The following is a 19,935-nucleotide window of genomic DNA, read 5'->3' on the forward strand; positions in this document are numbered from 1 at the left end:
AATTATAGACTAACGACTGGAAATGTGCGCTTACCCAGGACCGTCCGGATTTCGTGGGTATGTTCCGGCAAGGATGGGGGGAGAGTTTGGGAAATCGGAAAATCACGCGGAGACGCGCTCACGGCGCGCATTGAGAACGGTTAAGTTGATTTACTGGTGAGAGACAGTTGTGCTACCACAGACGCTGTCACTCCTGCAGGCGTCTGGCGCTCGCGAGCTCCTCTCGCTCCTTGGCTCCGGCCCCTTGTCCGGGGTCGTCGCCGCGACGTCAGCGCCTGCCCCGGACACACAAGCGTTGCTCGCGGTGCTCGCGCTGCCATTCATCGGCGCGGCACTCGTCCCGGTGGTGTACCGCGCCCTCGGCGAGCGCACGGCCTACTACGCCGCGGCAATCGCGCTGTTCTGTTTCGCGCTCGTCGCCACGCAGTACGGCCGCGTGGGTGCGGTGACCATCCCCTGGATACCTGAACTCGGCGTCTCGCTCACGCTGTACGTGGACGGCCTCTCGCTGCTCATCGGCTTCCTCGCGAGCGGCGTGGGCGTGCTGATTCTCACCTACTCCGGTGGGTACATGCACGGCGAACCGGGCCAGGCAAAGTACTACGCCTCACTGCTCGCGTTCATGGGGTCGATGCTCGGCGTCGCCTTCGCCGCTGACCTCATCGCGCTGTTCGTCTTCTGGGAACTGACAAGCATCTCGTCGTTCATGCTCATCGGGCACTACCAGCGCAAACGCAGTTCGCAGTACGCAGCCCGCAAGTCGATGATCATCACCGTCGCTGGCGGCCTGTTCATGCTCATCGGCTTCCTGCTCCTGCACGCCCTCTCGGCGGGAGCCATCGGCGAGGCCACGTTCACCCTCGTCGGCACCGAGGGCGCGATGATTGAGAACGCAGACGCTATGAACGAAGCCCTGCGTTCGTCTGGCCTGCTCGTGCCCGTCATCGCCCTCATCGGCGTGGGCGCGGCGGCAAAATCCGCGCAGGTGCCACTCCACATCTGGCTGCCAAACGCGATGGAAGCGCCGACGCCCGTTTCGGCGTTCCTCCACTCCGCGACGATGGTCAAGGCAGGCGTCTACCTCGTCGGACGCTTTCGCCCACTCCTCGTCGGCGACGAGTGGATGCTCATCTTCGCCACGCTGGGCCTCATCACGATGACCGTCGCCGCCCTCCTCGCGGTAGGGGCGACCGACATCAAGGAACTCCTCGCCTACTCGACGGCGTCACATCTCGGCCTCATCATCGCCGGCTTCGGCTTCGCGAACGAACTCGGCGCGGAGACCGGCGCGTTCCACATCCTGAACCACGCGGTGTTCAAGGCCGCGCTGTTCCTCGTCGCCGGTATCATCGCCCACGAGGCGGGCACGCGACTCATCTCCGACCTCGGCGGGCTCAGAAAGGACCTGCCAATCGTGGCGGGCATCACGGCCGTCGCGGCGCTCGGCATGGCCGGCTTCCCGCCGTTCAACGGCTTCTACTCCAAAGAACTCCTGTTCGAGGCGGCCTACGAAGTCGCCGCGCACGCGGGCGGCCTCTGGTGGGTGTTCCCCGCCGTCGCCGTCTTCGGGAGTATCTTCACCTTCCTCTACTCCATCAAGTTCCTCTCGCTGTTCTTCGGCGACAAACCGGACGGCCTGGGGGAGGTCCACTCGCCACCGTGGACGATGCTCGCGCCGCCGCTCTTGCTGGCCGGCATCGCGCTGGTCATCTCCATCAGTCCGCAGACGGCCATCGACACCATCGTCCAGTCGGTGTTCGAGAGCGCGATTCCCGCCCACGGCCCGGGTGAGGAAGTCCACCACATGACGATTGGTCTGCCGACGAAACTCAAGCCGGCGGTCATCATGAGCGCCATCACAATCGCCGTCGGCGCGGTGGCGTGGCCGTTCTACGACCGCCTTCACGCGGGCGTGAACGCGCTTACCGACGTGAAGTATCTCCGTGCAAACTGGTACTACGACAACGCGGTCTACGGCCTCACGAGCGCCTCACAGCTCTCGATGCCACAGGTTCAGACCGGCCTCGTCCGCACCTACGTCACGTGGGCGCTCGCGGCCGTGAGCGTGCTCGCACTCAGCGCGTACCTCGCGGCAGGGGCCGCCCTGCCCGCGTTTACGGGCATCGGCCTCGGCATCCCAATCGTGCTCGTGTTGCTCGTCGCCGTCGTCGGCGCAGTCGCCGTGAGCATCGCCCCCTCGCACATCGCGGGCGTACTCACGCTCTCGATTCTCGGGTTCATGGTCGCGGTGTTCTTCGTGCTCGCGAACGCACCCGACCTCGCCCTGACGCAGTTGGTCATCGAGACGCTCGTGCTCGTCATCTTCCTGCTCGTCCTCGACAAACTGCCGGCCTACTACGGCACGGCACGGCGAGCGGTGGCGGCACGCGACGCCGTCCTCTCGGCTGTCGTCGGCGCGACGGTGTTCCTCACCGTCCTGCTCTCGACGGCCGCGACGCCGGACGACCCAATCTACACCTACTTCATCGAACGCGCGGGTATCCCCGAGGAACACGGCCCGCTCCTCGTCGATTACGGTGGCGGGGGCAACATCGTGAACGTCATCCTCGTGGACTTCCGAGCGTTCGACACGATGGGAGAAATCGCGGTGGTTGCGATGGCTGCGCTGTCGGTGCTCACACTCATCGCCATGCGTGGACGAGGTGAGCGCGGATGACGGACAAGGACACGACCGTCATTTCGCGGACGGTCACCCGCATCGTCGTCCCGCTCATCTTGCTTCTAGCCATCGCGCTGCTCTTACAGGGCCACAACCTGCCGGGCGGCGGCTTCATCGCCGGCGTCCTCACGGTGGCAGCGTTCGCCCTCATCTACATCATCTTCGGGCTTTCCTACCTCGAAGAAGAACTCCTGCATCGCCGGCCAGAAAGTTCGCTCGACGTTATCCAGCCGCGCATCGTCGAAGACTATCGCGGGATGTTCGCCACGGGGCTCATCCTCGCGGCGGGCAGCGGCATCGTCGCCATGACGGTCGGCTTCCCGTTCCTCACGCAGGCGGTCCTGTTCGTCTACGACGTTCCAATCTACCATGAAATCGAACTCGCCTCGGCGCTCGTGTTCGACCTCGGCGTCTACTTCGTCGTGGTCGGTGCACTGCTCACGATTCTCGGGGTGGTGGGGGCAGAATGACGCAGTTTGTCCTCGCCGCCGTCCTCGGACTGCTGTTCGCCCTCGGGACGTTCCTCGTCCTGCGACGCGACATCGTCCGCGTCGTCTGGGGCGTGACCATCATCAGCCAGTCTGCGAACGTCTACCTCGTCACCATGGGCGGGCTCTCGGGGTCGGTCCCGATTCTCGCCCACGGTGCCCACGGCGACCTCTCGGGCGTGACCGACCCGCTCGTCCAGGCACTCGTCCTCACGGCCATCGTCATCGGCTTCGGGACGACGGCGTTCGCACTGGTGCTCACGTATCGCGTCCACCAGGAACACGGGACCATCGACCTGTTCGAACTCGAACGTGGAGGTGACACCTGATGGAACCTGCACACCTCGTCATCGCGCCGCTGCTCACCGCGCTCGTGACGGCCATCCTGACGCTCGCCACCCGCAGTTCGCTCTCGATTCAGCGCGCCCTGAGCCTGGTCGGTGGCGTTGGCTACCTCGTCGGCGTCGGCGTGCTCTACAACGCGGTGCAGACGGACGCAGACGGCGTCATCGTCTACCAGCTTTCTGACTGGGCTGCACCGTTCGGTATCACGCTCGTCGCGGACGCGCTCTCCGTGTTCATGCTGGGGCTCGCCGCGCTCGTCAGCCTCGCCGCGCTCGCCTTCTCCGTGCGCTTCATCAGCGATTACGGCCAGCGCGTCTCGTATCACCCACTGTACCACCTCATGATGGTGGGCGTGACCGGGTCGTTCCTCACGGGCGACATCTTCAACCTGTTCGTCTGGTTCGAAGTGATGCTCATGTCGAGTTACGTCCTCGTCGCGTTCTACAGCGGGAAACAACACACCCGTGCGGCGCTCACCTACGTCGTGCTCAACCTGCTCGGCAGCGCGGTCATGTTGCTCGCCATCGGCGGCCTCTACGCCACGACGGGCACGCTGAACATGGCAGACATGGCGCGTCGCCTCGCAGACCACACGGCCTACGGCATCGACCCCGCACCCGTCCTCGGCCTCTCGGCGATTCTGTTCACCGTCTTCGCGCTGAAGGCGGGGATTGCCCCGTTCCAGTTCTGGGTGCCTGCCGCGTATCGCGCCGCACCCGCGCCGGTCGCCGCGATGCTCGCAGGCGTCGTGAAGAAAGTCGGCGTGTACGCCATCATTCGACTCTACTTCACCATCTTCGCCGCGGCCACCCTGCCTGCAGGCCTCTCGTTGCCCGGCCTCTCGGGGACCGCGTTCCTCGACTTCTTCGGGCCGGTGTTCTTCATCATGGCCGCCGCGAGCATCCTGCTCGGCGGCTACGGCGCAGTCGGTCGCAGAACCTTAGACGGGATGCTCGCCTACTCCTCGATCGGCCAGGTGGGCTTCATCCTGCTCCCACTCGCGGTGGCGGCGACCGTCCCCGAGGTGCGCACCCTCGGCATCGCCGCCGCGCTCATCTACTCGCTCAACCACGGCTTCGCGAAGGCACTCCTGTTCCTCGCGAGCGGTGTGATAGAGCGCATGACGGGCACCCTCGAATTCGCGAACCTCGGCGGCCTGACCGAACGCGCACCCGTCCTCTCGGGTGGCTTCTTCCTCGGCGCGCTCGCCCTCATCGGCATCCCGCCGCTGACGGGCTTCTTCGGGAAGTTGCTGGTGTTCGACACGGCCGCACGCGCCGGGGCTGACCTCGCGCTCGCCGTCGCGCTCGCCGGGGCAATCCTGACCATCGCCTACTTCTCTCGCGCGTGGAACCGCGGCTTCTGGGGCGACCCGGTCGAAATTCTCGAACAGCCCTCGGGCACACTGACCGTTGCCGTCGCCGCCCTCGCCCTTGGCGTGGTCGTCCTCGGCATCGGCTTCGACCCCGTCATGGACGCCGCGAACGCCGCGGCGGGCGCCGCCTTAGACCGGGCGGGCTACGTCGAGGCTGTCGCGCCGGAGGTGGTCCAATGAAGCGTTGGCCAGTTCTCGGCGTCGCACTCGCCGTCCTCTGGCTGTTCGTCCGCGGCGCACCGTTGTTCGAACCCGTCGCGCTGCTCGGCGAGTTCCTGCTCGGTCTCGCGCTTGGCGTCCCAATCGCGTTCGCATTCCGTCGGTTTTACGCCGACGACGTGAAACTGGGTCGCGCCACCCGGGCCGTCCCGTACGCGTTGCTCTACCTGCTCGTGTTCGTCCGCGAGTTGGTGACGGCGAACGTGGACGTCGCCTATCGGGTGCTCTCGCCGTCGATGCCCATCCACCCGGGCGTCGTAGAGGTGCCCCTGCGCGTCACGTCCGACCTCGGCATCACCACCATCGCAAACAGCATCACCCTGACACCGGGGACACTCACCATGGATTACGACGAGGAGAAAAACGCCCTCTACGTCCACGCCATCGACGCCCGCGACCCCGCGGCCATCGTGGCACCCATCCGGACGTGGGAGGACTACGCACTGGTCATCTTCGACGAAGAACTGAGCCCGGACGACCCCGTCCCGAAACTGGGAGGTGAGCCAGATGGCAACTGAGGCCGCGACCGTGCCCGGCTTCGTCACGCTCGCGTTGCAGGCTGGCCTGATCGTCGCAAGCGGCGTCACGCTGCTCGCGGGCTACCGCGTCATCCGTGGACCGACGACGCCAGACCGCGTCGTCGCCCTTGACACTATCGGAACGAACGTCGTCGCCATCGCCGTGTTGTTCGCACTGCTCTCTGCAGAAGGCCTGTTCATCGACGTGGCGCTGGTGCTCGCCATCATCGGGTTCATCAGCACGATTGCCGTGGCGCGCTACGTCACGGAGGGGGATATCATAGAATGACCGCCGCTATCTCCACCCTGCAGGGCGTCGTCATCGTCGCGCTCGTGGCCGTCGGCGCGTTCTTCCTCACCGTCGGGACGGTGGGGCTGATTCGCCTGCCGAACGTCTACAACCGGATGCACTCGACGAGTAAGGCGTCCACGCTCGGCGCGGTTTCGTTGTTCCTCGCCACGTTCGTCTACTTCGGACCGCGGGCGGAGGGACTGACCGCACTCGTCGGGATTGGCTTCCTCTTCCTGACCGCACCCACAGGTGCGCACATGATTTCGCGGGCGGCCCAGAAGATGGGCATCCCCTTCTTAAACGACATCGCCTGGCCGGGCGACGAAGAGAACTAGCGTTCGCCGGCCACTTCTTCTGCGACCCGCATTCCGAGGTCGAGTTTCGACCCCTCGAACACGCGTGCGCTGTGCTCTCGGACGATGAGCGCTCGCGTCTCGTCTTGTCCCATCACGCTCGCGTCGTTCGCGACAACGAAGGAGAGATCCGCGCGGGCGAGAATCTCGCGAGCCTTCTCGATGAGCGCGGCGTCGTCCCCGTTCGATTCGGCTTTGAAGCCGACGATGGTGAGGTCGGGGAACTCCTCGCGGATGGTGTCGATGAGTTTCGGCGTGGGAACGAGCGAGAGCGAGAGGTCGTCCTGGCGGGAGCGAATCTTCTCGTCGCTCGACTCGACGGTGTAGTCGCTGATGGCGGCCACCGAGACGAGCGCATCTGCACTACCCGCAACCGCGCGGACGGCGTCGAGCATTTCCGCGGCCGACTCGACCTGTTCGACGTCGGCGTAGGGCACGTCCGGGCCGTCGTGGACGAGCGTCACGTCCGCCCCGAGGACGAACAGCGCGCGGGCGACGGCCCGCCCGGTCTTTCCTGAGGAACGATTCGCGATGACGCGCACGGGGTCGACGGCCTCCGACGTGCCTCCACTGGTCACGACGACGTGCTTGCCAGCGAGGGGGCTGTCGGTCGTGTACCGGGCGACGTCGAGGACGATGGCTTCCTCGCTCGCGATTTTCGCCTTCCCCTCCGCTATGCGCGGTGCGACGAAGTGGACGCCCCACGATTCGACCTTCTCGATGGCTTCTAAGACGCCCGGGTGGTCGTACATCGGTTCGTGCATGGCCGGGGCGACGATGACGGGAATGCCCGAACCGAGGGCCGTCGTCGCGCACGTCGTGACGGGCGTGTCGTCTACGGCGTGGGCGATTTTCCCCACCGAGTTGGCCGTCGCGGGCGCGATGAGGAGCACGTCTGCCCACCCATCGTAGCCACACAACTCGACGTGTTCGACCGCGCCCGTGATTTCGGTGACCACGGGGTTGTCGGTGGCGTATTCGAGCGACCACGGGTGGATGATACCCTGTGCGCTGCCCGTCATCACCCCCCGAACGTTCGCGCCCTGCCTGCGCAACTCGTGGGCGAGTTCCACCGTCTTGACCGCCGCGATGCTCCCTGTCACGCCCAGCGCGACGTTCACTCCCTGTAGCATTGCTCGTATCTCCGTCACCCGGGGGTAAAAATGTGGGACTGTCGCGGGTGGTTACTCGTCTGTCTCGCGGCGCTTCGCGACGACGCTCGGATGCATCGTCGGTTCGTCGGGGTGTGGCTCCTCGAAATACGACTGCATCAGTTCGAGCGATTGGCGCTCGCGGCGCTCGCGTTCGTCTTCCGAGATCTCCTCACAACCGGGTGGCACCTCGCGGCCGCGCTCGGTGAAGTAGCCTTCCGGGGCCACCCAGTCGTTGTAAAAGGGCACGTCCGAGTCGTGGATGAGCGTCAGCGCGACCTCTGCGCCGTGGCCAGCGGAGACCACCGTCTGGTGGTACTTGGCGGCGATGCGACCGGCGGCGTACAAGCCCTCCTCGTCGGTGCGCCCCTTCTCGTCTACGCCGACGTACTGCTTGCTCCCGCGTTTGTCGAGTTCCACGTCGAGCCCGTCGAGGTACGTGCTGTCCGGCCACGAGGCGACGATGACGTACGTCGTCTTCAGGATGCCCTCGTCGGTGTTCACGACGAAGCCTGCATCGTCGCGTTCTACGGCGAGAACTTGCTCGTCGGTGAAGACACAGCCGTTTCGCGCGGCCTGTGCGCGGGTCATGTCGAGAAAGAGCCGTGAGTTGACGCCCGCCGGGAAGCCGGGGACGTTTTCGAGGTGGGAATTGCGGTTCAGAATCGACTCGCCGTGATTGACGACGAGCGTGTCCAGATTCGCGCGGGCGGTGAAGATGCCTGCCGTCAGGCCGGCGACCCCACCGCCGACGACGAGCACGTCGTGTCGGGGTGCTTCGGTCATTGCCACAGACTTCGTGGGTCGGGGTAAAAACGACTGTGTTCGGGCACACCTTCATAGCCCCGCAACCCGAATCGAGCGTGTGGACGAAATCGAAGTCAGCACGGTGGTCTACCTGCCTCCAGCGGAAGTCTACGACTTTCTTATCGACTTTCCGCGATACACCCGCTACTCGAAGCACCTTCAGGACGTCCGGCGACACGGCGACGGCACCCCGGGCACGGAGTACGACCTGCAATTTTCGTGGTGGAAACTCTCCTACACCGCCCGCTCGCGGGTGACCGAGGTGGACCCACCGAACGAGATTCAGTGGGACATCGTCAAAGACATCGAGGCGACGGGCTACTGGCGTATCGACGAAATCGACCCACCCGATGGCGAAGACCACGCCTGCCGGGTCTGGCTCTACGTCGAGTACGACCCCCACTCCGCCCACGTCGGCGCGCTCAACCTGCCCAGATTCGTCTCGTTCGACTGGGTCGTCAGAAAGGTCAAACCGCTCATCCTCAAAGAAGCAGAACGCGTCGTCGAACGAATCGTCGCCGACATCGAAGGCCGACGTCGCGAGGTCGAACTGACGATTCACCAACCGCCCGACGCTATCTGATCACTCGTCGATTTCGTAGTTGCCGCCGTACTTCATGAAGAAGTAGACGAACCCGAGCACCGTAGAGAGGCCGATGGTCGTCGCGATGCCGATGGCCTTCGCGCTGTCGGGAATCGGTGAGACCGCTCCACCGCCTGCGGGGGCCGCACCGGACTCGTTGATGACGATTTCGCCGACCATGCCGGAGGCCTTGTGTGGCTGGCAGTGGTACGCGTAGGTGCCGAGTTCCTCGAAGGTGAACTCCGTCTCGAAGCCCTCGTTTTCGAGCGATTCGTGGCCCTCCCAGCTGGAGCCGGGCTGGCTGTCGACGACGATGTTGTGGTTGTCCGATTCCCAGACGAATTTCACGGTCGTCCCGGGCGATGCGTAGAGTGGCTCTTCGGTGCCGGGGCTGAACACGAGGTCGCCACCGGGGCCGACGGCAACCTCTTTGCTCCCGCCGCCACCGCCACCACCACCGCCCGAGGAACTGTTGTTCCCGGAACCGCCTTCTTCCTGTGCGCTTGCGTTCCCCGCAGCGCCGGCGACCGCTGCGGACCCTGCGGCGGCCTGCAGGAAGCCCCGACGGCTCACCGCCTTGTCAGATTTGTCACTGCTCATGCGCGGGGCTAAGAACCAGCCCGTACTCAATACTTTGGTTCGCGTTCGCCATCCCTTATAAATGACCGGGCGGAACGACGGACAGTCAGTCTATAGTGAGTAGTCGTGGTCGCCAGTTTCCGAATCGAGGAATGCGACAAGCAGGTCGATGGTCGCGGCGACGTCCCCGTGGTGGGCGCACTCGGCGACGGTGTGCAGATAGCGCGTCGGAATCGAGAGCGCGCCGACCGGCTTCGCACCGTGGGAGTTCTGTAGGCCACCGGTGTCCGTGCCGCCCGCGGGCAGGATTTCCAGCTGGAAGTCGATGTCTGCGTCCTCGGCCACGCGGCGCATGCGACGGTGGACCTTCGGGTTCGTGATGACGCTTGAATCTTTGAGTTTGATAGCCGCACCCTCGCCGAGCGTCGTGACGTAGTCGCCGGGCTCGAAGCCGGGAACGTCGTTCGCGACGGTCACATCGATGGCGAGCGCGAGGTCCGGGTCTAAGTCCACGCCGAGGGCCGTCGCCCCGCGCAGGCCGACCTCTTCCTGGACCGTCGCCGCGAAGTGGATCGTCACGGCGGGGTTCTCGATGCGGCGGGCGGCTTCGAGCATCGCGAACAGGCAGACGCGGTCGTCGAGCGCTTTGCCCGTGATGTTGTTGCCGACCACCGTCGTCGTCTGTTCCATCGAGACGAGGTCGCCGACGTTCACGCGCTCGCCGGCCTCTTCGCCCGAGAGCCCGAGGTCGACGTACACGTCCTCGACTTTCGCCTCCTTTTCCTTCTGGGCGTCCGTGAGCGTGTGTGGCGGCACAGAGCCGATGACGCCCGTCAGGTCGCCGTCCTCGGTGTGGACGGCCACGCGCTGGGCCTTGAGCACGGAAGCGTCCCAGCCACCGAGGGCGTCCAACTGGAGGAAGCCCTCGTCGGTGACGTGGCGGACGATGAATCCGATTTCGTCCATGTGCGCGGCGACGACGACTTCGTAGTCCGTCTCACCTTCGATGGTCCCGACGACGTTGCCCATCGCGTCGGTCTGGATGCGGTCGACGCTCGCCTCGAATTCCCGACGGACGATGTCACGAACCTCGTCCTCGTAGCCGGGCACGCCGTGGGCCTCGGTGAGTTCTTTCAGGAGCGGGTAGTCGAACGGAAAATCCGGAGTTGCGGTCATGCCTACTCGTCAGGGCCGACCGACTATAAGGCCTAGACGTTTCGCTCGACGACGAACCGGGTGAAGTCAGCGAGCAACTGCCCCGTCTCGGGGTCTACGTCAACCTTCGCCAGTTCCTCGCGGGCGGCTTCAGAAAGCGCGAGTGCCTGTTCGCGTGCGTACTCGACGCTCCCCGTTTCGAGGAAGATGTCGAGCACTTCGGCGATTTCCGCCTCGGTGTTCTCCTCGGCCCAGAGAATCTCTTCGAGGCGGGCGACGGCTTCGGGGTCTGCCGTCTCCGCTGCGTGAATCACCAGCAGCGTCTTCTTGCCTTCGCGGATGTCGTTGCCGAACTCCTTGCCGAAGTCGCCGCCGTCTTCTAAGGCGTTTTCGGCGTCGAGGATGTCGTCGCCAATCTGGAAAGAGATACTCATGCGCTCTGCGTAGGCGGCGAGGTGGCGTTCGACCTCGGCGGACTGACCCGTCACGATGGCCGCGAGGCGGGCGACGATGCGCCCGAGACACCCCGTCTTGCACGCACACATCTCCAAATACTCGGGTTCGCCGACGCGAATCTCCTGTTCGTTGTGCCAGTGAATGTCCATCCCCTGACCCAGATGCGTGCGGTTGAGTTCGTACATCAGCATCTCGTAGGCGGCGAGTCGTCGCTCGGCGTCGAGGTCGGCCGGATTGTGGGTGAGAATCTTCAGCGGCAGGAAGTACATCGCGTTGCCCGCGTTGAGTGCGATGTCTTCGCCATAGACGTGGTGGAGGGCAGGCCCGTCGCGGCGCAGTGTTGCGCCGTCTTCGACGTCGTCGACGATGATGGTCCCGTTGTGGAGAATCTCCGGAATCACCGCGTAGGGGAGGTACGGCTCCGGGTCCTCGCCGAGTGCCTGGACGAGCAGTACGAAGATGACCGCACGCCAGCGTTTGCCACCGCGGTCGAGCAGCTCCCAGAGCGGCGTCGAAAGCGCCTGCTGGAGGGCGACCGAGTCGTAGCGGTAGGTCGGTTCGCCGAAGAACTCCTCGAGGTAGGCTTCGTCTACGTCGCGGGGGAGGTGTCGGGCAATCTCGTCGTCGATAATCGGGCGCCACTCCTCGAGTACATCCCGCATACTGTGGTCAGTGGCAGTCGCGGAATAAAGTTCTATTCCCAGGGGAACCCGATGCCCCTATGGCCCTGTGCTGTGTGATGACCAGTATGACTGACTGGATCGGCGAGACCTTCACCAGCACCGTCGGCTGGGACCATCTGGAAACGCTCGTAGACATCGGCAACCGACAGGCCGGCAGCGTCGGCGAGCGCGAGGCTGCAACAGCCACGCGCGACGCCCTCGAAGCCGCTGGCGCACGCGACGCCCACCTCGAGGACTTCCCGATTCAGGGCTGGACGCGCGGGTCGAGCAGCATCGAAGCCGGCGACACCACCCAGCGGTGTATCGCCCTCCCACGCAGCCCGAGCGGCGAGGAAACCGCAGAACTCGTGGACCTCGGTTACGGCCTCCCCGAGGACTTCGAAGACGCCGACGTCGAGGGGAAAGTCGTCATGGTGTCGACGAACGTCCCGAGTTGGTATGAGCGGTTCCCCCACCGTCGCGAGAAGTACTACCACGCCGTCGAGGGCGGCGCGGCGGCCTTCGTCTTTAGAAATCACGTCGAAGGCGGCCTCGCACCGACTGGCAGCGTCGGCATGGACGCCGCGCCCATCGGCGAGATTCCCGCCGTCGGCGTCTCGAAAGAGGTCGGCGCACGCCTCGCCCGCCGGTTCGACGGCGAGGAAGTGACCGTCTCCGTCGAGGCAGACATCCACGAGGCGACGAGTCAGAACATCCACGCAGACCTCGGCCCGGACACCGAGGAGGCAATCCTCATCACGAGTCACGTCGACGCCCACGACATCTGTGAGGGCGCGATGGACAACGGCGCGGGCACGGCGATGGCCGTCGAACTCGCCCGGACGCTCGCAGCCCGCGAGGGCGAACTCGACACCCGCGTCCACTTCCTCATCTTCGGCGCGGAGGAAGTCGGCCTCGTCGGTGCGAGTTACGCCGCAGAGCGCATGGACCACGACCACATCAAAGCCATCCTCAACAACGACGGCGTCGTCCGCGGGCGCGACCTCAAGTTCTACACCCACGGCTTCCCCGAACTGAAAGAAGCGGTGAACACGATTTCCGAGCGATTCGAGCACCCGATGACCGTGACCCCGCGCCTCGGGCCACACTCTGACCACTGGGAGTTCGTCCAGTGGGGCGTGCCAGGCTACCACGTCACCTCGGAGACAGGCGAAGCGGGCCGCGGCTGGGGTCACACTCGCGCCGATTCACTCGACAAACTCGAAGTGCGAAATTTCCGCGAGAGCACGATTCTCCTCACCGAACTCGCCGTCCACCTCGCGGCAGACGAGTTCAGCGTCGCACACCGAGACCCCGAGGCCATCGCAGCAGACCTCGAAGCCGAGAATCTGGACACCGCCCTCAAACTCACCGGCGACTGGCCGTACTGAGTCCGATTCGTTGTCGAATCCCGCAGTCTTTTGGCAGCCCGGTGCGTGATTTCAGTCAATGACTGGTCGCAGGCGTCCGTGTCTGGAGGTGGCGGTGTGAAAATTGGCGTGCTCACACAGCCGGCGGTCGACGACACGCTCGCCGAGGCCATCGCCGCAGCCGGCGGCGACCCCGTCTCCGTGACCCCAGATACCCTCTCTGCGGTGGACGCAGTCGTGACCGTCGGGGAAGCCCAACTGCTCGCACTCGCCACCGAGTCGCGGTCGGTTCCCATTCTCCCGATAGACGCGGCCCCAGGCGTCCAGACCGTAGACCGGACAGACGCGACAGCCGCCCTCGAACGACTCGTGACTGGCGAGTTCGAAACCCAGCCCGTTCCACTGCTCGAAGTCACCGTCGGTGAGCGAACTGTGTGCGCGCTGCGCGACGTGATGCTCGTGACGACCGAACCGGCCCGTATCTCGGAGTACGCCATCGACAGCCACGGCGAGCGCGTCGCGGCGTTTCGCGCAGACGGCGTCGTCGTCGCCACGCCCGCGGGCAGCCACGGCTACGCGCGCGCTGCGGGCGGGTCGGTGCTCGCACCCGGCGAACAGGTGAGCGTCGTCCCCGTCTCGCCGTTCGCCATCGACATGGACCAGTGGGTGCTCCCGATGGCCGGCCTCTCGCTCTCGGTGGTGCGCGACGAGGCAGAAGTCGAATTACTCGCCGATACACGCCGTGAGATGGTGGTTCCGCCCGGGACGACGGTTTCTATCGCCCCGAACGGCACGCTTCCGGTCGCGGTCGTCACAGAAAGCCGCCCCGCGCTGACCGCCTCATCGGCCCGGTAGATTGGAAAACTTCTAATGGGTAACGGACTGAATGACGCGTATGCAAACCCTAGCGATGTTTGGTCCGCTTGACACCATCCTCGCTCCCATCATCCCGTTCGTCGTGCTCGGGCTCCTGGTGGCGAACATGGTGACGCGGGTTCTCGCACACCGTTCCTACGTCAAACAGAACAACGAGGGCGGCGCAGAGTCCATCACCCGCTCTACGGTACACACCGCGACGACGTTCCTGCTCATCCTCGCGACGTTCTACTACCTGACCGTCGATTCCTACGCCGGCCTCGTCTCCGGCGTCCTCATCCTCGGGATGGTCGTGAGCGACTTCTTCGAGTTCGAGGCACGGCTGGTCGAAGCCCGCCGCGAAGTCCCACTCGACACGCCAAAGAGCGCGATTGCCGCGTCCGTCCTCGCGCTGCTGTACGTCGCCTTCCAGACGCTGTTCTTCATCGTCGAACCGTTCTGGCAAGCAATCGTCGGCTAATCGGGTACCCGCTTTTTCGTTTCTCACTACCCTGAGCGACGGCGCTGTGTTACTCCGACGGCGCGGTTGGTACGAGTAGCTCCCGATTGCCTCCCGCAGACAGCGCTCTAGCGTCAGCTCCCCCCGTCACACCACTCGACGCAAACCCCATACTGGCTGCCCGTCTGAGCTACTCGCCGTGTGGCCGAGGAGAGTCTGCCTCGTGAGAAGAGATCCGTGAGACAGCCACTGTGAGCGTCCGGCAGCTCGCTCGTGACCACGTGGTGCGCGTAGTCGCCATCACGAGCCACCGCGCTGCAGAACCAGTCCCCATCGCTCGACGAGCCGATGGCTCACCGGACGAGCACAAAGAGAGAAAGACCGTGTTAATCTGCCTTCGCGCGCTCTGCGCGAGAGGCGCGATACTGGTTCACTGCCGGGATGATGACCCAGAAGGTGAGCGCGCCGAGGATTGCGAACCAGAAGAACGCGTCTCGGAGGTAGACGGCCATCGTTCCGTACAGGTCGAGTTCCTCCGGGGTTGGTCCAACAAGTTGGGCACCCTCGAAGTGGGGCGTGTTGTACCACCCTGCGAGCACCATCCAGAGGAGGCCAGCACCCGTGAAGATGCCAAGCCCCTTCGCGAATTCGTCAGCCATTATCTGCAGGTTCGTCGGCGTCGTCTTTAGACTTTCCCATTCCCTGAGCGCGAAACCGCGTCGAGAAGGCGTAGACGACGGCCCCGAGTGCAATCAATCCGATACCCGCGAGCGCGATGGGGACGTTCACCTCCTCTGCCGACAGCGACGACTGCTGCGTCGCCACGTCGAGGACGAGAAATCCCCCGACGACGGCGAGTACCGCGAACAGCGTCGAGAACACGGTGACGGTCTTGTACAGGCGAATCGGGACCTCGATGTCCCGTGCGCGTCGCTCTTCGGACGCTGACTCCGGCGATGGCTCATCGGTTGGTGGCATTGACAGAATGTGAGAAAACCGGGTTACCGCGGCGGCCGCAGGCGGTAGTACCGGCGATTGAGTTCGAACATGTAGCCCTCTCGCATGGCCTTCAACACCGCGTAGGTGATGAAGCCGGCGACGAACGGCACGAGGAACGTCAGGTCGAACAGCAGGTTCGCGTCCATCGGGACGAGGTTCTTCACGGAGAGGACGCTCACCGTAAACGCGAACACGACGCCGAATACACCGACGGCAGCCCAGAAGGGCTCCTCGACGGGACGGCGTGCGCTGCCTTTGTTCAGGAACGGGACGATGGCGATTACTCCGACCACGACCAGGTTCGCGACCACACCGTAGGTGCGGTCTGCCATCAACTTCGTCCCACCGAGGATGGCGAGGTCAGGGTTGAGCGGACCGAGCTTCAGCAGCCCGAACGACCAGTAGAGATACCAGTCGGGCAGGATAATCGCCGGCGTGGTACTCGGGTTGGCCGGCGGGCCGATGTGTGGTGGGAGCGTCGCCGAGAGGAACAGCAACATCCCGCTGAAGAACGCGACCAGCGAGAGGTTCCGAATCATCTCGTGGGGCCACGCGGGGAAGCCGAGCACGTCGCGTTCGACGTAACTCGACGCCATGCGCAGGTCCTGGTCCTCGCGGCGGGCGCGCTCGAAGTATTCGTAGGTCAGCCGGGAGAGACCCTCGGTGCGCTGTTTGCGCTCCAGCCACGTTGGCGTCTCATCGTCCGGCGGGACGATGCCAGTGCCGTCGGTTCTGACTTCCGTGTCGTTGTTGTCGCTCATGGTCTTAGTGTGGCTCTGCGATACCCTGCATCCAGACGATGCCGATGTGGAGCGCGATGACCGCGGTCACCACGAACGGCAACAGGAAGACGTGCAGGATGTACATTCGCTGGAGCGTTGCCTGCCCGAGGGTGAACCCACCGAACAGGAGCTGTGCGGCCCACTCGCCGACGAGCGGGATGGACAGGGCCATCTCCACACCGATCTGGCCGGCCCAGAAGGCAAGCTGGTCCCACGGGAGGAGGTAGCCGGTGTACCCGAACACCAGCGTCAGGCTGATGAGGATGATGCCGATAATCCAGTTGAGTTCACGCGGTTCCTTGTACGCGCCCGTGAAGTAGACACGGAGCATGTGCAGGAACACGGCGGCCACCATCACCTGGGCGGACCATCGGTGAATCGACCGCAGCATGAACCCGAAGTTCAGGTCCTGCATGATGAACACGATGGAGTTGTACGCCGTCGAGGGGTCGCCCGCCGTCGCGGGGGCGTAGTAGAACCCGAGCAGCGCGCCGCTTATCGCGGCGGCCACGTACGCCAACGTCGAGAAACTCCCGAGGGCGTACAGCGGGTACCAGTACCAGAATTTGTTGTCCAGATTGTACTGCTCGGTGTGGGACTTTGGCATCTGCATGTTGACCTTGTAGTACAGGTCTTCGAGCAGTTCCAGGTAGTCCACGAGCCGCAGGCGCTGGTCGAGCCAGATGAGTACCGTGAGGTACGTCTGCTCGACCGTCGTCAGGTCGCGTTCGCGCATCCACGCGCCGTGGTCCATTTCGTCTTTACGTTCGAGACTCATCGTTAGTTATCCGGGCGTGGCAGTGCCACGAATGATTTCTTGATCGTGCTGAACGGGTCGTACACCGACTGGTGGCACTGACAGTACACGCGGTCCTCTGCGCCGAACTTCGAACTGTCGCCGAACGCCTTGAACGCGGGCACACAGCAGAAGTGCGTACACTTGTCGAGCCAGGCGATGAAGCCCTCGGCGGTGGAGGCACGCAGCCACTCTGCGAACTCGCCCTCGCCGCTCTCGACTTTGTCGAGGATGCGCTTGCTGCGGAGTACCTGAATCGGAATCTGCTCCTGGGGCGAGACGCCCTCGGAGCGCCACGTCCCCATGGCCGGTTTGCCGAGGCCGCTCGCACCGATGCCATTGCCCCACGATTCGTAGTCCTGGAAGTCGTCGATGTGGATTTTGTCGCCGCCAGAGTAGGTGCTCGATTGCCACTCGTACGGGGGCGATCCCGTCGAGCGGAAGAAGTTGTCCTGGTCTGCCGCTGGTTGGATGCCGGGCAGTGACTGGGCTCCGCAGTACTGGAACCACTCAGAGGAGTACGTCTCCCCACCAAGTTCCATCTCCGCGACCGTGATTTCTCGACCCTGCACCGTTCGCGTCTCTGGCTCCGGCCAGACTCCCTTGATGAAGCCTTCGGAGTCGATTTCGATGGGTATCTGCGGCATGCCACGAGGCGCGGGGCCGTCCGTGTTCTCGATGCCGAGATACTGTATGATACCACCACCGGCACCGGTCGGCGCGGTCGCCGAGTTGAGTGCCGCGACCCCGCCGGTTCCGACGCTGGCGAGAGTCGCACTCCCGACGACGCCCTTGACGAAGCGCCGTCGGCCTGATTCAGTTGGATATTTGTCGTCGTCTACTGGCATAGGTTACCTCTTGTAGTATGGATAGACTGCGCGTTTGATGCTCTCCCACGGACCTTCGTCGGAGAAACCGGAGCCATACATGTCCTCTTCTTTGATGTAGAGGTCCTCCCACTTCCGACGCCGTTTCTTCACAATCATGACGTCAGGGAGAAACTCCTTGCGGTAGAGCATGAGAATGAACGCGAGGTCGATGAAGATGACCGACAACACGCCCCCAAGGAACATGCTCCCGAGCCCGGTCTGGTCTGCCGACGACCAGCCGGTAAGCAAGCCAAACACGAACAGGCCGACGAACGCGACTTCGATGACCGTCAGCAGGACGATTGCGATTGCTGCGGCGGTGCTCTCGCGGGCTGGTTCGTAGCGGTGGATGTCACCGTAACTGCTCTCTGATGAACTCATGGGTTAGTTACCTCCCTTCGCGTGTGGCGATTCGCCGTATTTGAGCAGGAAGAACGTGTAGATGAGCGAAACGACGAGCATCAGAATCGTCGCGATACCCACGAAGTGCGCCTGAATCGGCACACCCATCTCTTCTGCGTCGATTTCGACTTCACCGCCCGTTGGCGGTGCACCCGACTCGTTGACGATGATTTCGCCGACCATGCCGGAGGCCTGGTGGGGCTGGCAGTGGTACGCGTAGGTACCGGTCGTCTCGAAGGTATGTTCGTATTCGAACCCCGAGTTTTCGAGTGGTTCGTGGCCTCCCCAGTTCGCGCCGTCGGGTTGGCTGTCGACGACGATGTTGTGGTTGTCCGACTCCCAGACGAACGTCACGGTCGTCCCGGGCGAGGCGTAGAGCGGTTCGTCGGTGCCGGGGGTGAACACGAGGTCACCACCGGGGCCGACGGTGACGGTTTTCGAGCCGCCACCGCCGCCACCGCCGCCGCTGCCTCCGTCCGTGCTGTTGTTGCCCGCTCCTGGCGTCGTCGTTCCCTCGCCAGAGGAGCTATTGTTGGAGGATGTGGGCTCCTCCTGGGCCACAGCGGGGGCAGCGCCGACGACGGCGGTACCGCCTGCAACACCGCTGGCGGTCAGTAGAAAGTCCCGTCGCTTCATGTACGGTTGGGACTCAGTACCCGGTTTGTATAAACCCACCGAATACGGGTGTCGGGGCCTATACATCGGGGTGTAACATTGGCGCAGAAACACCACCATGAGGCGCCGGAACAGTCAACCATTCGACAATAGCGTGTGAGTCCCCTCACGAGGAGGTGTTCTCTGAGCGTTCCGGTTCGGTGGTTCCGTCCAGTTCTCGCGCCCGGCGCGCTGCCTGCAAGCGGTCCCGCCATTCTGCTGGCAGCGATTCGGGGTAGGACCCCGATTCGACGTCGAGCGACCGCAACCGCTCGCGATACTCCTCGGCCCGGAACCGGTCTGAGAGGCGGGCGTTCGCCACGATAACCGAGAGGAAGAAGCCGAAGGCGACGAAGCCGAGGCCGACGATGATGGTGAGCAGGATGGCCCGACCGACGGGGAACAGCGTCAGTTCGCCGACTGGCGTCCCGCAGACGAACCCGTCACCGCCCGGAGCGGGCGAACAGAATCGTGGGAGCAGCGGGTCGTAGATGAACGGCCCGACGAGGAGGACGAGCCCCGCGAGCAGGTTCAACCCGCCGACGGTGAGCAGTATCGTGTTACCGAGTTTGCCGGACCCCTCGCGGACGTCCTCGGGTCGGGGAAGTGCTCGTCCCTCAGGAGCGACGTGCGGCTCGTAGTCGTCCATCGCACAGAGGGCGACGGTGGGCTTTACGTCCCGGAGCACCGTCCCGCTCCCCTCGACGCTGCCGTCCGAGTAGACGACGGCGTATCCCTCGTCAGAATAGGCGAGCAGGCACTCTTGCCCGTCGTCGCGGACGCGCTGGACGCGGGCGAACACCTCGCGGACGGCGATTTGCCAGCGAAGGTCTGACTCTACGCGGGCGAGGAGCTCTTCGCCCGTAATCCACGAATCTGCGTCGAAGGCAACGTCCCACTCCTCGGGCGTCATCTTCGCCATGTCCGCGGGCCCGAAGTTCTCGAAGTCGTACTTCGCTTCGACCCGTCTGCGGAGTTCCTCTACTGACGGTGCCTCCTCGTCCGCCGACGAGGAGTCCTGCGTCTCGTCGGGTTCGTCGGCGCCCGTGGAACGAGCATCTCCCATTTCCGTGAAAGTTAGGCGT

24 protein-coding genes are annotated in these 19,935 nt (G+C 64.3%); 11 read left to right on the forward strand and 13 right to left on the reverse strand.

Going from position 1 to position 19,935, the window contains the following annotated elements:
• Positions 1-244: 244 nt before the first annotated feature.
• Genes mbhE through mnhG form a run of 7 tightly spaced genes read left to right on the forward strand, consistent with a single transcriptional unit; the run spans position 245 to position 6,252 of the window.
• Positions 245-2,677, forward strand: coding sequence for a hydrogen gas-evolving membrane-bound hydrogenase subunit E (mbhE, locus tag P1M51_RS09250; RefSeq protein WP_276248489.1), 2,433 nt, complete (start codon positions 245-247; stop codon positions 2,675-2,677).
• Positions 2,674-3,150 carry an MnhB domain-containing protein gene (locus P1M51_RS09255; RefSeq protein WP_276274402.1) on the forward strand — a complete coding sequence of 159 codons (477 nt, stop codon included), beginning with the start codon at positions 2,674-2,676 and terminating at the stop codon, positions 3,148-3,150. The genes mbhE and P1M51_RS09255 overlap by 4 nt, the downstream gene beginning before the upstream one ends.
• On the forward strand, positions 3,147-3,497 hold the full coding sequence (locus P1M51_RS09260) for a sodium:proton antiporter (protein ID WP_276247917.1): 351 nt from the start codon (positions 3,147-3,149) through the stop codon (positions 3,495-3,497). The genes P1M51_RS09255 and P1M51_RS09260 overlap by 4 nt, the downstream gene beginning before the upstream one ends.
• The gene (locus P1M51_RS09265) at positions 3,497-5,068 is read left to right on the forward strand and encodes a complex I subunit 5 family protein (protein ID WP_276274403.1); all 1,572 of its coding nucleotides are present in this window, start codon (positions 3,497-3,499) and stop codon (positions 5,066-5,068) included. The genes P1M51_RS09260 and P1M51_RS09265 overlap by 1 nt, the downstream gene beginning before the upstream one ends.
• A complete protein-coding gene (locus P1M51_RS09270) occupies positions 5,065-5,625 on the forward strand; it encodes a Na+/H+ antiporter subunit E (protein ID WP_276274404.1) in 561 nt (186 codons plus the stop codon). Before P1M51_RS09265 ends, P1M51_RS09270 begins: the two co-directional genes overlap by 4 nt.
• Positions 5,615-5,914, forward strand: a complete 300-nt coding sequence (locus P1M51_RS09275) for a monovalent cation/H+ antiporter complex subunit F (protein WP_276247920.1) — start codon at positions 5,615-5,617, stop codon at positions 5,912-5,914. The genes P1M51_RS09270 and P1M51_RS09275 overlap by 11 nt, the downstream gene beginning before the upstream one ends.
• Positions 5,911-6,252: a monovalent cation/H(+) antiporter subunit G gene (gene mnhG / locus P1M51_RS09280; protein WP_276274405.1), complete on the forward strand. Its 342-nt coding sequence runs from the start codon at positions 5,911-5,913 to the stop codon at positions 6,250-6,252. The genes P1M51_RS09275 and mnhG overlap by 4 nt, the downstream gene beginning before the upstream one ends.
• Here mnhG and coaBC read toward each other — a convergent pair.
• Both coaBC and P1M51_RS09290 read right to left on the reverse strand, forming a co-directional pair.
• The gene (gene coaBC / locus P1M51_RS09285) at positions 6,249-7,403 is read right to left on the reverse strand and encodes a bifunctional phosphopantothenoylcysteine decarboxylase/phosphopantothenate--cysteine ligase CoaBC (protein ID WP_276247922.1); all 1,155 of its coding nucleotides are present in this window, start codon (positions 7,401-7,403) and stop codon (positions 6,249-6,251) included. The two genes, mnhG and coaBC, sit on opposite strands and share 4 nt — an antisense overlap.
• A gap of 51 nt (positions 7,404-7,454) precedes the next feature.
• Positions 7,455-8,207 (reverse strand): FAD-dependent oxidoreductase, encoded by a 753-nt coding sequence (locus tag P1M51_RS09290; RefSeq protein WP_276274406.1) that lies wholly within the window; start codon positions 8,205-8,207, stop codon positions 7,455-7,457.
• Between the two features lie 79 nt (positions 8,208-8,286).
• On the opposite strand from P1M51_RS09290, the gene P1M51_RS09295 reads away from it, so the two are divergent.
• The gene (locus P1M51_RS09295; RefSeq protein WP_276274407.1) at positions 8,287-8,811 is read left to right on the forward strand and encodes an SRPBCC family protein; all 525 of its coding nucleotides are present in this window, start codon (positions 8,287-8,289) and stop codon (positions 8,809-8,811) included.
• On the opposite strand, the gene P1M51_RS09300 is transcribed toward P1M51_RS09295, so the two are convergent.
• The 3 genes from P1M51_RS09300 to P1M51_RS09310 all read right to left on the reverse strand — a co-directional run bounded on the left by P1M51_RS09300 (position 8,812) and on the right by P1M51_RS09310 (position 11,663).
• Positions 8,812-9,411: a plastocyanin/azurin family copper-binding protein gene (locus tag P1M51_RS09300; protein WP_276247925.1), complete on the reverse strand. Its 600-nt coding sequence runs from the start codon at positions 9,409-9,411 to the stop codon at positions 8,812-8,814. It abuts the gene before it with no gap.
• A gap of 90 nt (positions 9,412-9,501) precedes the next feature.
• Positions 9,502-10,566, reverse strand: coding sequence for a M42 family metallopeptidase (locus P1M51_RS09305; RefSeq protein ID WP_276274408.1), 1,065 nt, complete (start codon positions 10,564-10,566; stop codon positions 9,502-9,504).
• Between the two features lie 32 nt (positions 10,567-10,598).
• Positions 10,599-11,663, reverse strand: coding sequence for a polyprenyl synthetase family protein (locus P1M51_RS09310; RefSeq protein WP_276274409.1), 1,065 nt, complete (start codon positions 11,661-11,663; stop codon positions 10,599-10,601).
• Positions 11,664-11,749: 86 nt separating this feature from the next.
• Between P1M51_RS09310 and P1M51_RS09315 the strand changes: the two genes are divergently transcribed.
• From P1M51_RS09315 to P1M51_RS09325, 3 genes are all read left to right on the forward strand, one after another.
• Positions 11,750-13,054: a M28 family peptidase gene (locus tag P1M51_RS09315; RefSeq protein ID WP_276274410.1), complete on the forward strand. Its 1,305-nt coding sequence runs from the start codon at positions 11,750-11,752 to the stop codon at positions 13,052-13,054.
• Positions 13,055-13,150: 96 nt separating this feature from the next.
• The gene (locus P1M51_RS09320; protein ID WP_276274411.1) at positions 13,151-13,888 is read left to right on the forward strand and encodes an ATP-NAD kinase; all 738 of its coding nucleotides are present in this window, start codon (positions 13,151-13,153) and stop codon (positions 13,886-13,888) included.
• Between the two features lie 40 nt (positions 13,889-13,928).
• Positions 13,929-14,369, forward strand: a complete 441-nt coding sequence (locus P1M51_RS09325) for a hypothetical protein (RefSeq protein ID WP_276247930.1) — start codon at positions 13,929-13,931, stop codon at positions 14,367-14,369.
• A gap of 365 nt (positions 14,370-14,734) precedes the next feature.
• Here the strand turns inward: P1M51_RS09325 and P1M51_RS09330 are convergent, their stop codons facing one another.
• The 8 genes from P1M51_RS09330 to P1M51_RS09365 form a co-directional block, all read right to left on the reverse strand.
• The gene (locus tag P1M51_RS09330; protein ID WP_276274412.1) at positions 14,735-15,007 is read right to left on the reverse strand and encodes a hypothetical protein; all 273 of its coding nucleotides are present in this window, start codon (positions 15,005-15,007) and stop codon (positions 14,735-14,737) included.
• Positions 15,000-15,326 carry a hypothetical protein gene (locus P1M51_RS09335; RefSeq protein WP_276274413.1) on the reverse strand — a complete coding sequence of 109 codons (327 nt, stop codon included), beginning with the start codon at positions 15,324-15,326 and terminating at the stop codon, positions 15,000-15,002. Before P1M51_RS09335 ends, P1M51_RS09330 begins: the two co-directional genes overlap by 8 nt.
• A 23-nt stretch (positions 15,327-15,349) precedes the next feature.
• Complete coding sequence (locus P1M51_RS09340) at positions 15,350-16,108, reverse strand: cytochrome bc complex cytochrome b subunit (protein ID WP_276247933.1); 759 nt, start codon at positions 16,106-16,108, stop codon at positions 15,350-15,352.
• Positions 16,109-16,112: 4 nt separating this feature from the next.
• Positions 16,113-16,907 (reverse strand): cytochrome bc complex cytochrome b subunit, encoded by a 795-nt coding sequence (locus tag P1M51_RS09345; RefSeq protein ID WP_276247934.1) that lies wholly within the window; start codon positions 16,905-16,907, stop codon positions 16,113-16,115.
• A 2-nt stretch (positions 16,908-16,909) separates the two neighbouring features.
• Positions 16,910-17,773 carry a ubiquinol-cytochrome c reductase iron-sulfur subunit gene (locus P1M51_RS09350; protein ID WP_276274414.1) on the reverse strand — a complete coding sequence of 288 codons (864 nt, stop codon included), beginning with the start codon at positions 17,771-17,773 and terminating at the stop codon, positions 16,910-16,912.
• Between the two features lie 3 nt (positions 17,774-17,776).
• Positions 17,777-18,175, reverse strand: coding sequence for a hypothetical protein (locus tag P1M51_RS09355; RefSeq protein ID WP_276247936.1), 399 nt, complete (start codon positions 18,173-18,175; stop codon positions 17,777-17,779).
• 3 nt (positions 18,176-18,178) lie between these two features.
• Positions 18,179-18,832, reverse strand: coding sequence for a plastocyanin/azurin family copper-binding protein (locus tag P1M51_RS09360; RefSeq protein ID WP_276247937.1), 654 nt, complete (start codon positions 18,830-18,832; stop codon positions 18,179-18,181).
• 145 nt (positions 18,833-18,977) lie between these two features.
• Positions 18,978-19,916: a hypothetical protein gene (locus tag P1M51_RS09365; RefSeq protein ID WP_276247938.1), complete on the reverse strand. Its 939-nt coding sequence runs from the start codon at positions 19,914-19,916 to the stop codon at positions 18,978-18,980.
• Between the last annotated feature and the right edge of the window lie 19 nt (positions 19,917-19,935).

Origin of the sequence: Haladaptatus sp. QDMS2 (genome assembly GCF_029338295.1) — an archaeon.
Taxonomy (GTDB): Archaea; Halobacteriota; Halobacteria; order Halobacteriales; family Halococcaceae; genus QDMS2.

What these genes read in the sequence shown, in the direction of transcription:
- P1M51_RS09290 (WP_276274406.1), bottom strand. Translation starts at nt 8,207, where the DNA reads ATGACCGAAGCACCCCGACACGACGTGCTCGTCGTCGGCGGTGGGGTC.
- P1M51_RS09300 (WP_276247925.1), bottom strand. Translation starts at nt 9,411, where the DNA reads ATGAGCAGTGACAAATCTGACAAGGCGGTGAGCCGTCGGGGCTTCCTG.
- P1M51_RS09350 (WP_276274414.1), bottom strand. Translation starts at nt 17,773, where the DNA reads ATGCCAGTAGACGACGACAAATATCCAACTGAATCAGGCCGACGGCGC.
- P1M51_RS09310 (WP_276274409.1), bottom strand. Translation starts at nt 11,663, where the DNA reads ATGCGGGATGTACTCGAGGAGTGGCGCCCGATTATCGACGACGAGATT.
- P1M51_RS09335 (WP_276274413.1), bottom strand. Translation starts at nt 15,326, where the DNA reads ATGCCACCAACCGATGAGCCATCGCCGGAGTCAGCGTCCGAAGAGCGA.
- P1M51_RS09305 (WP_276274408.1), bottom strand. Translation starts at nt 10,566, where the DNA reads ATGACCGCAACTCCGGATTTTCCGTTCGACTACCCGCTCCTGAAAGAA.
- P1M51_RS09255 (WP_276274402.1), top strand. Translation starts at nt 2,674, where the DNA reads ATGACGGACAAGGACACGACCGTCATTTCGCGGACGGTCACCCGCATC.
- P1M51_RS09260 (WP_276247917.1), top strand. Translation starts at nt 3,147, where the DNA reads ATGACGCAGTTTGTCCTCGCCGCCGTCCTCGGACTGCTGTTCGCCCTC.
- P1M51_RS09360 (WP_276247937.1), bottom strand. Translation starts at nt 18,832, where the DNA reads ATGAAGCGACGGGACTTTCTACTGACCGCCAGCGGTGTTGCAGGCGGT.
- P1M51_RS09330 (WP_276274412.1), bottom strand. Translation starts at nt 15,007, where the DNA reads ATGGCTGACGAATTCGCGAAGGGGCTTGGCATCTTCACGGGTGCTGGC.
- P1M51_RS09325 (WP_276247930.1), top strand. Translation starts at nt 13,929, where the DNA reads ATGCAAACCCTAGCGATGTTTGGTCCGCTTGACACCATCCTCGCTCCC.
- P1M51_RS09275 (WP_276247920.1), top strand. Translation starts at nt 5,615, where the DNA reads ATGGCAACTGAGGCCGCGACCGTGCCCGGCTTCGTCACGCTCGCGTTG.
- P1M51_RS09355 (WP_276247936.1), bottom strand. Translation starts at nt 18,175, where the DNA reads ATGAGTTCATCAGAGAGCAGTTACGGTGACATCCACCGCTACGAACCA.
- coaBC (WP_276247922.1), bottom strand. Translation starts at nt 7,403, where the DNA reads ATGCTACAGGGAGTGAACGTCGCGCTGGGCGTGACAGGGAGCATCGCG.
- P1M51_RS09265 (WP_276274403.1), top strand. Translation starts at nt 3,497, where the DNA reads ATGGAACCTGCACACCTCGTCATCGCGCCGCTGCTCACCGCGCTCGTG.
- P1M51_RS09315 (WP_276274410.1), top strand. Translation starts at nt 11,750, where the DNA reads ATGACTGACTGGATCGGCGAGACCTTCACCAGCACCGTCGGCTGGGAC.
- P1M51_RS09365 (WP_276247938.1), bottom strand. Translation starts at nt 19,916, where the DNA reads ATGGGAGATGCTCGTTCCACGGGCGCCGACGAACCCGACGAGACGCAG.
- P1M51_RS09270 (WP_276274404.1), top strand. Translation starts at nt 5,065, where the DNA reads ATGAAGCGTTGGCCAGTTCTCGGCGTCGCACTCGCCGTCCTCTGGCTG.
- P1M51_RS09345 (WP_276247934.1), bottom strand. Translation starts at nt 16,907, where the DNA reads ATGAGTCTCGAACGTAAAGACGAAATGGACCACGGCGCGTGGATGCGC.
- P1M51_RS09340 (WP_276247933.1), bottom strand. Translation starts at nt 16,108, where the DNA reads ATGAGCGACAACAACGACACGGAAGTCAGAACCGACGGCACTGGCATC.
- mnhG (WP_276274405.1), top strand. Translation starts at nt 5,911, where the DNA reads ATGACCGCCGCTATCTCCACCCTGCAGGGCGTCGTCATCGTCGCGCTC.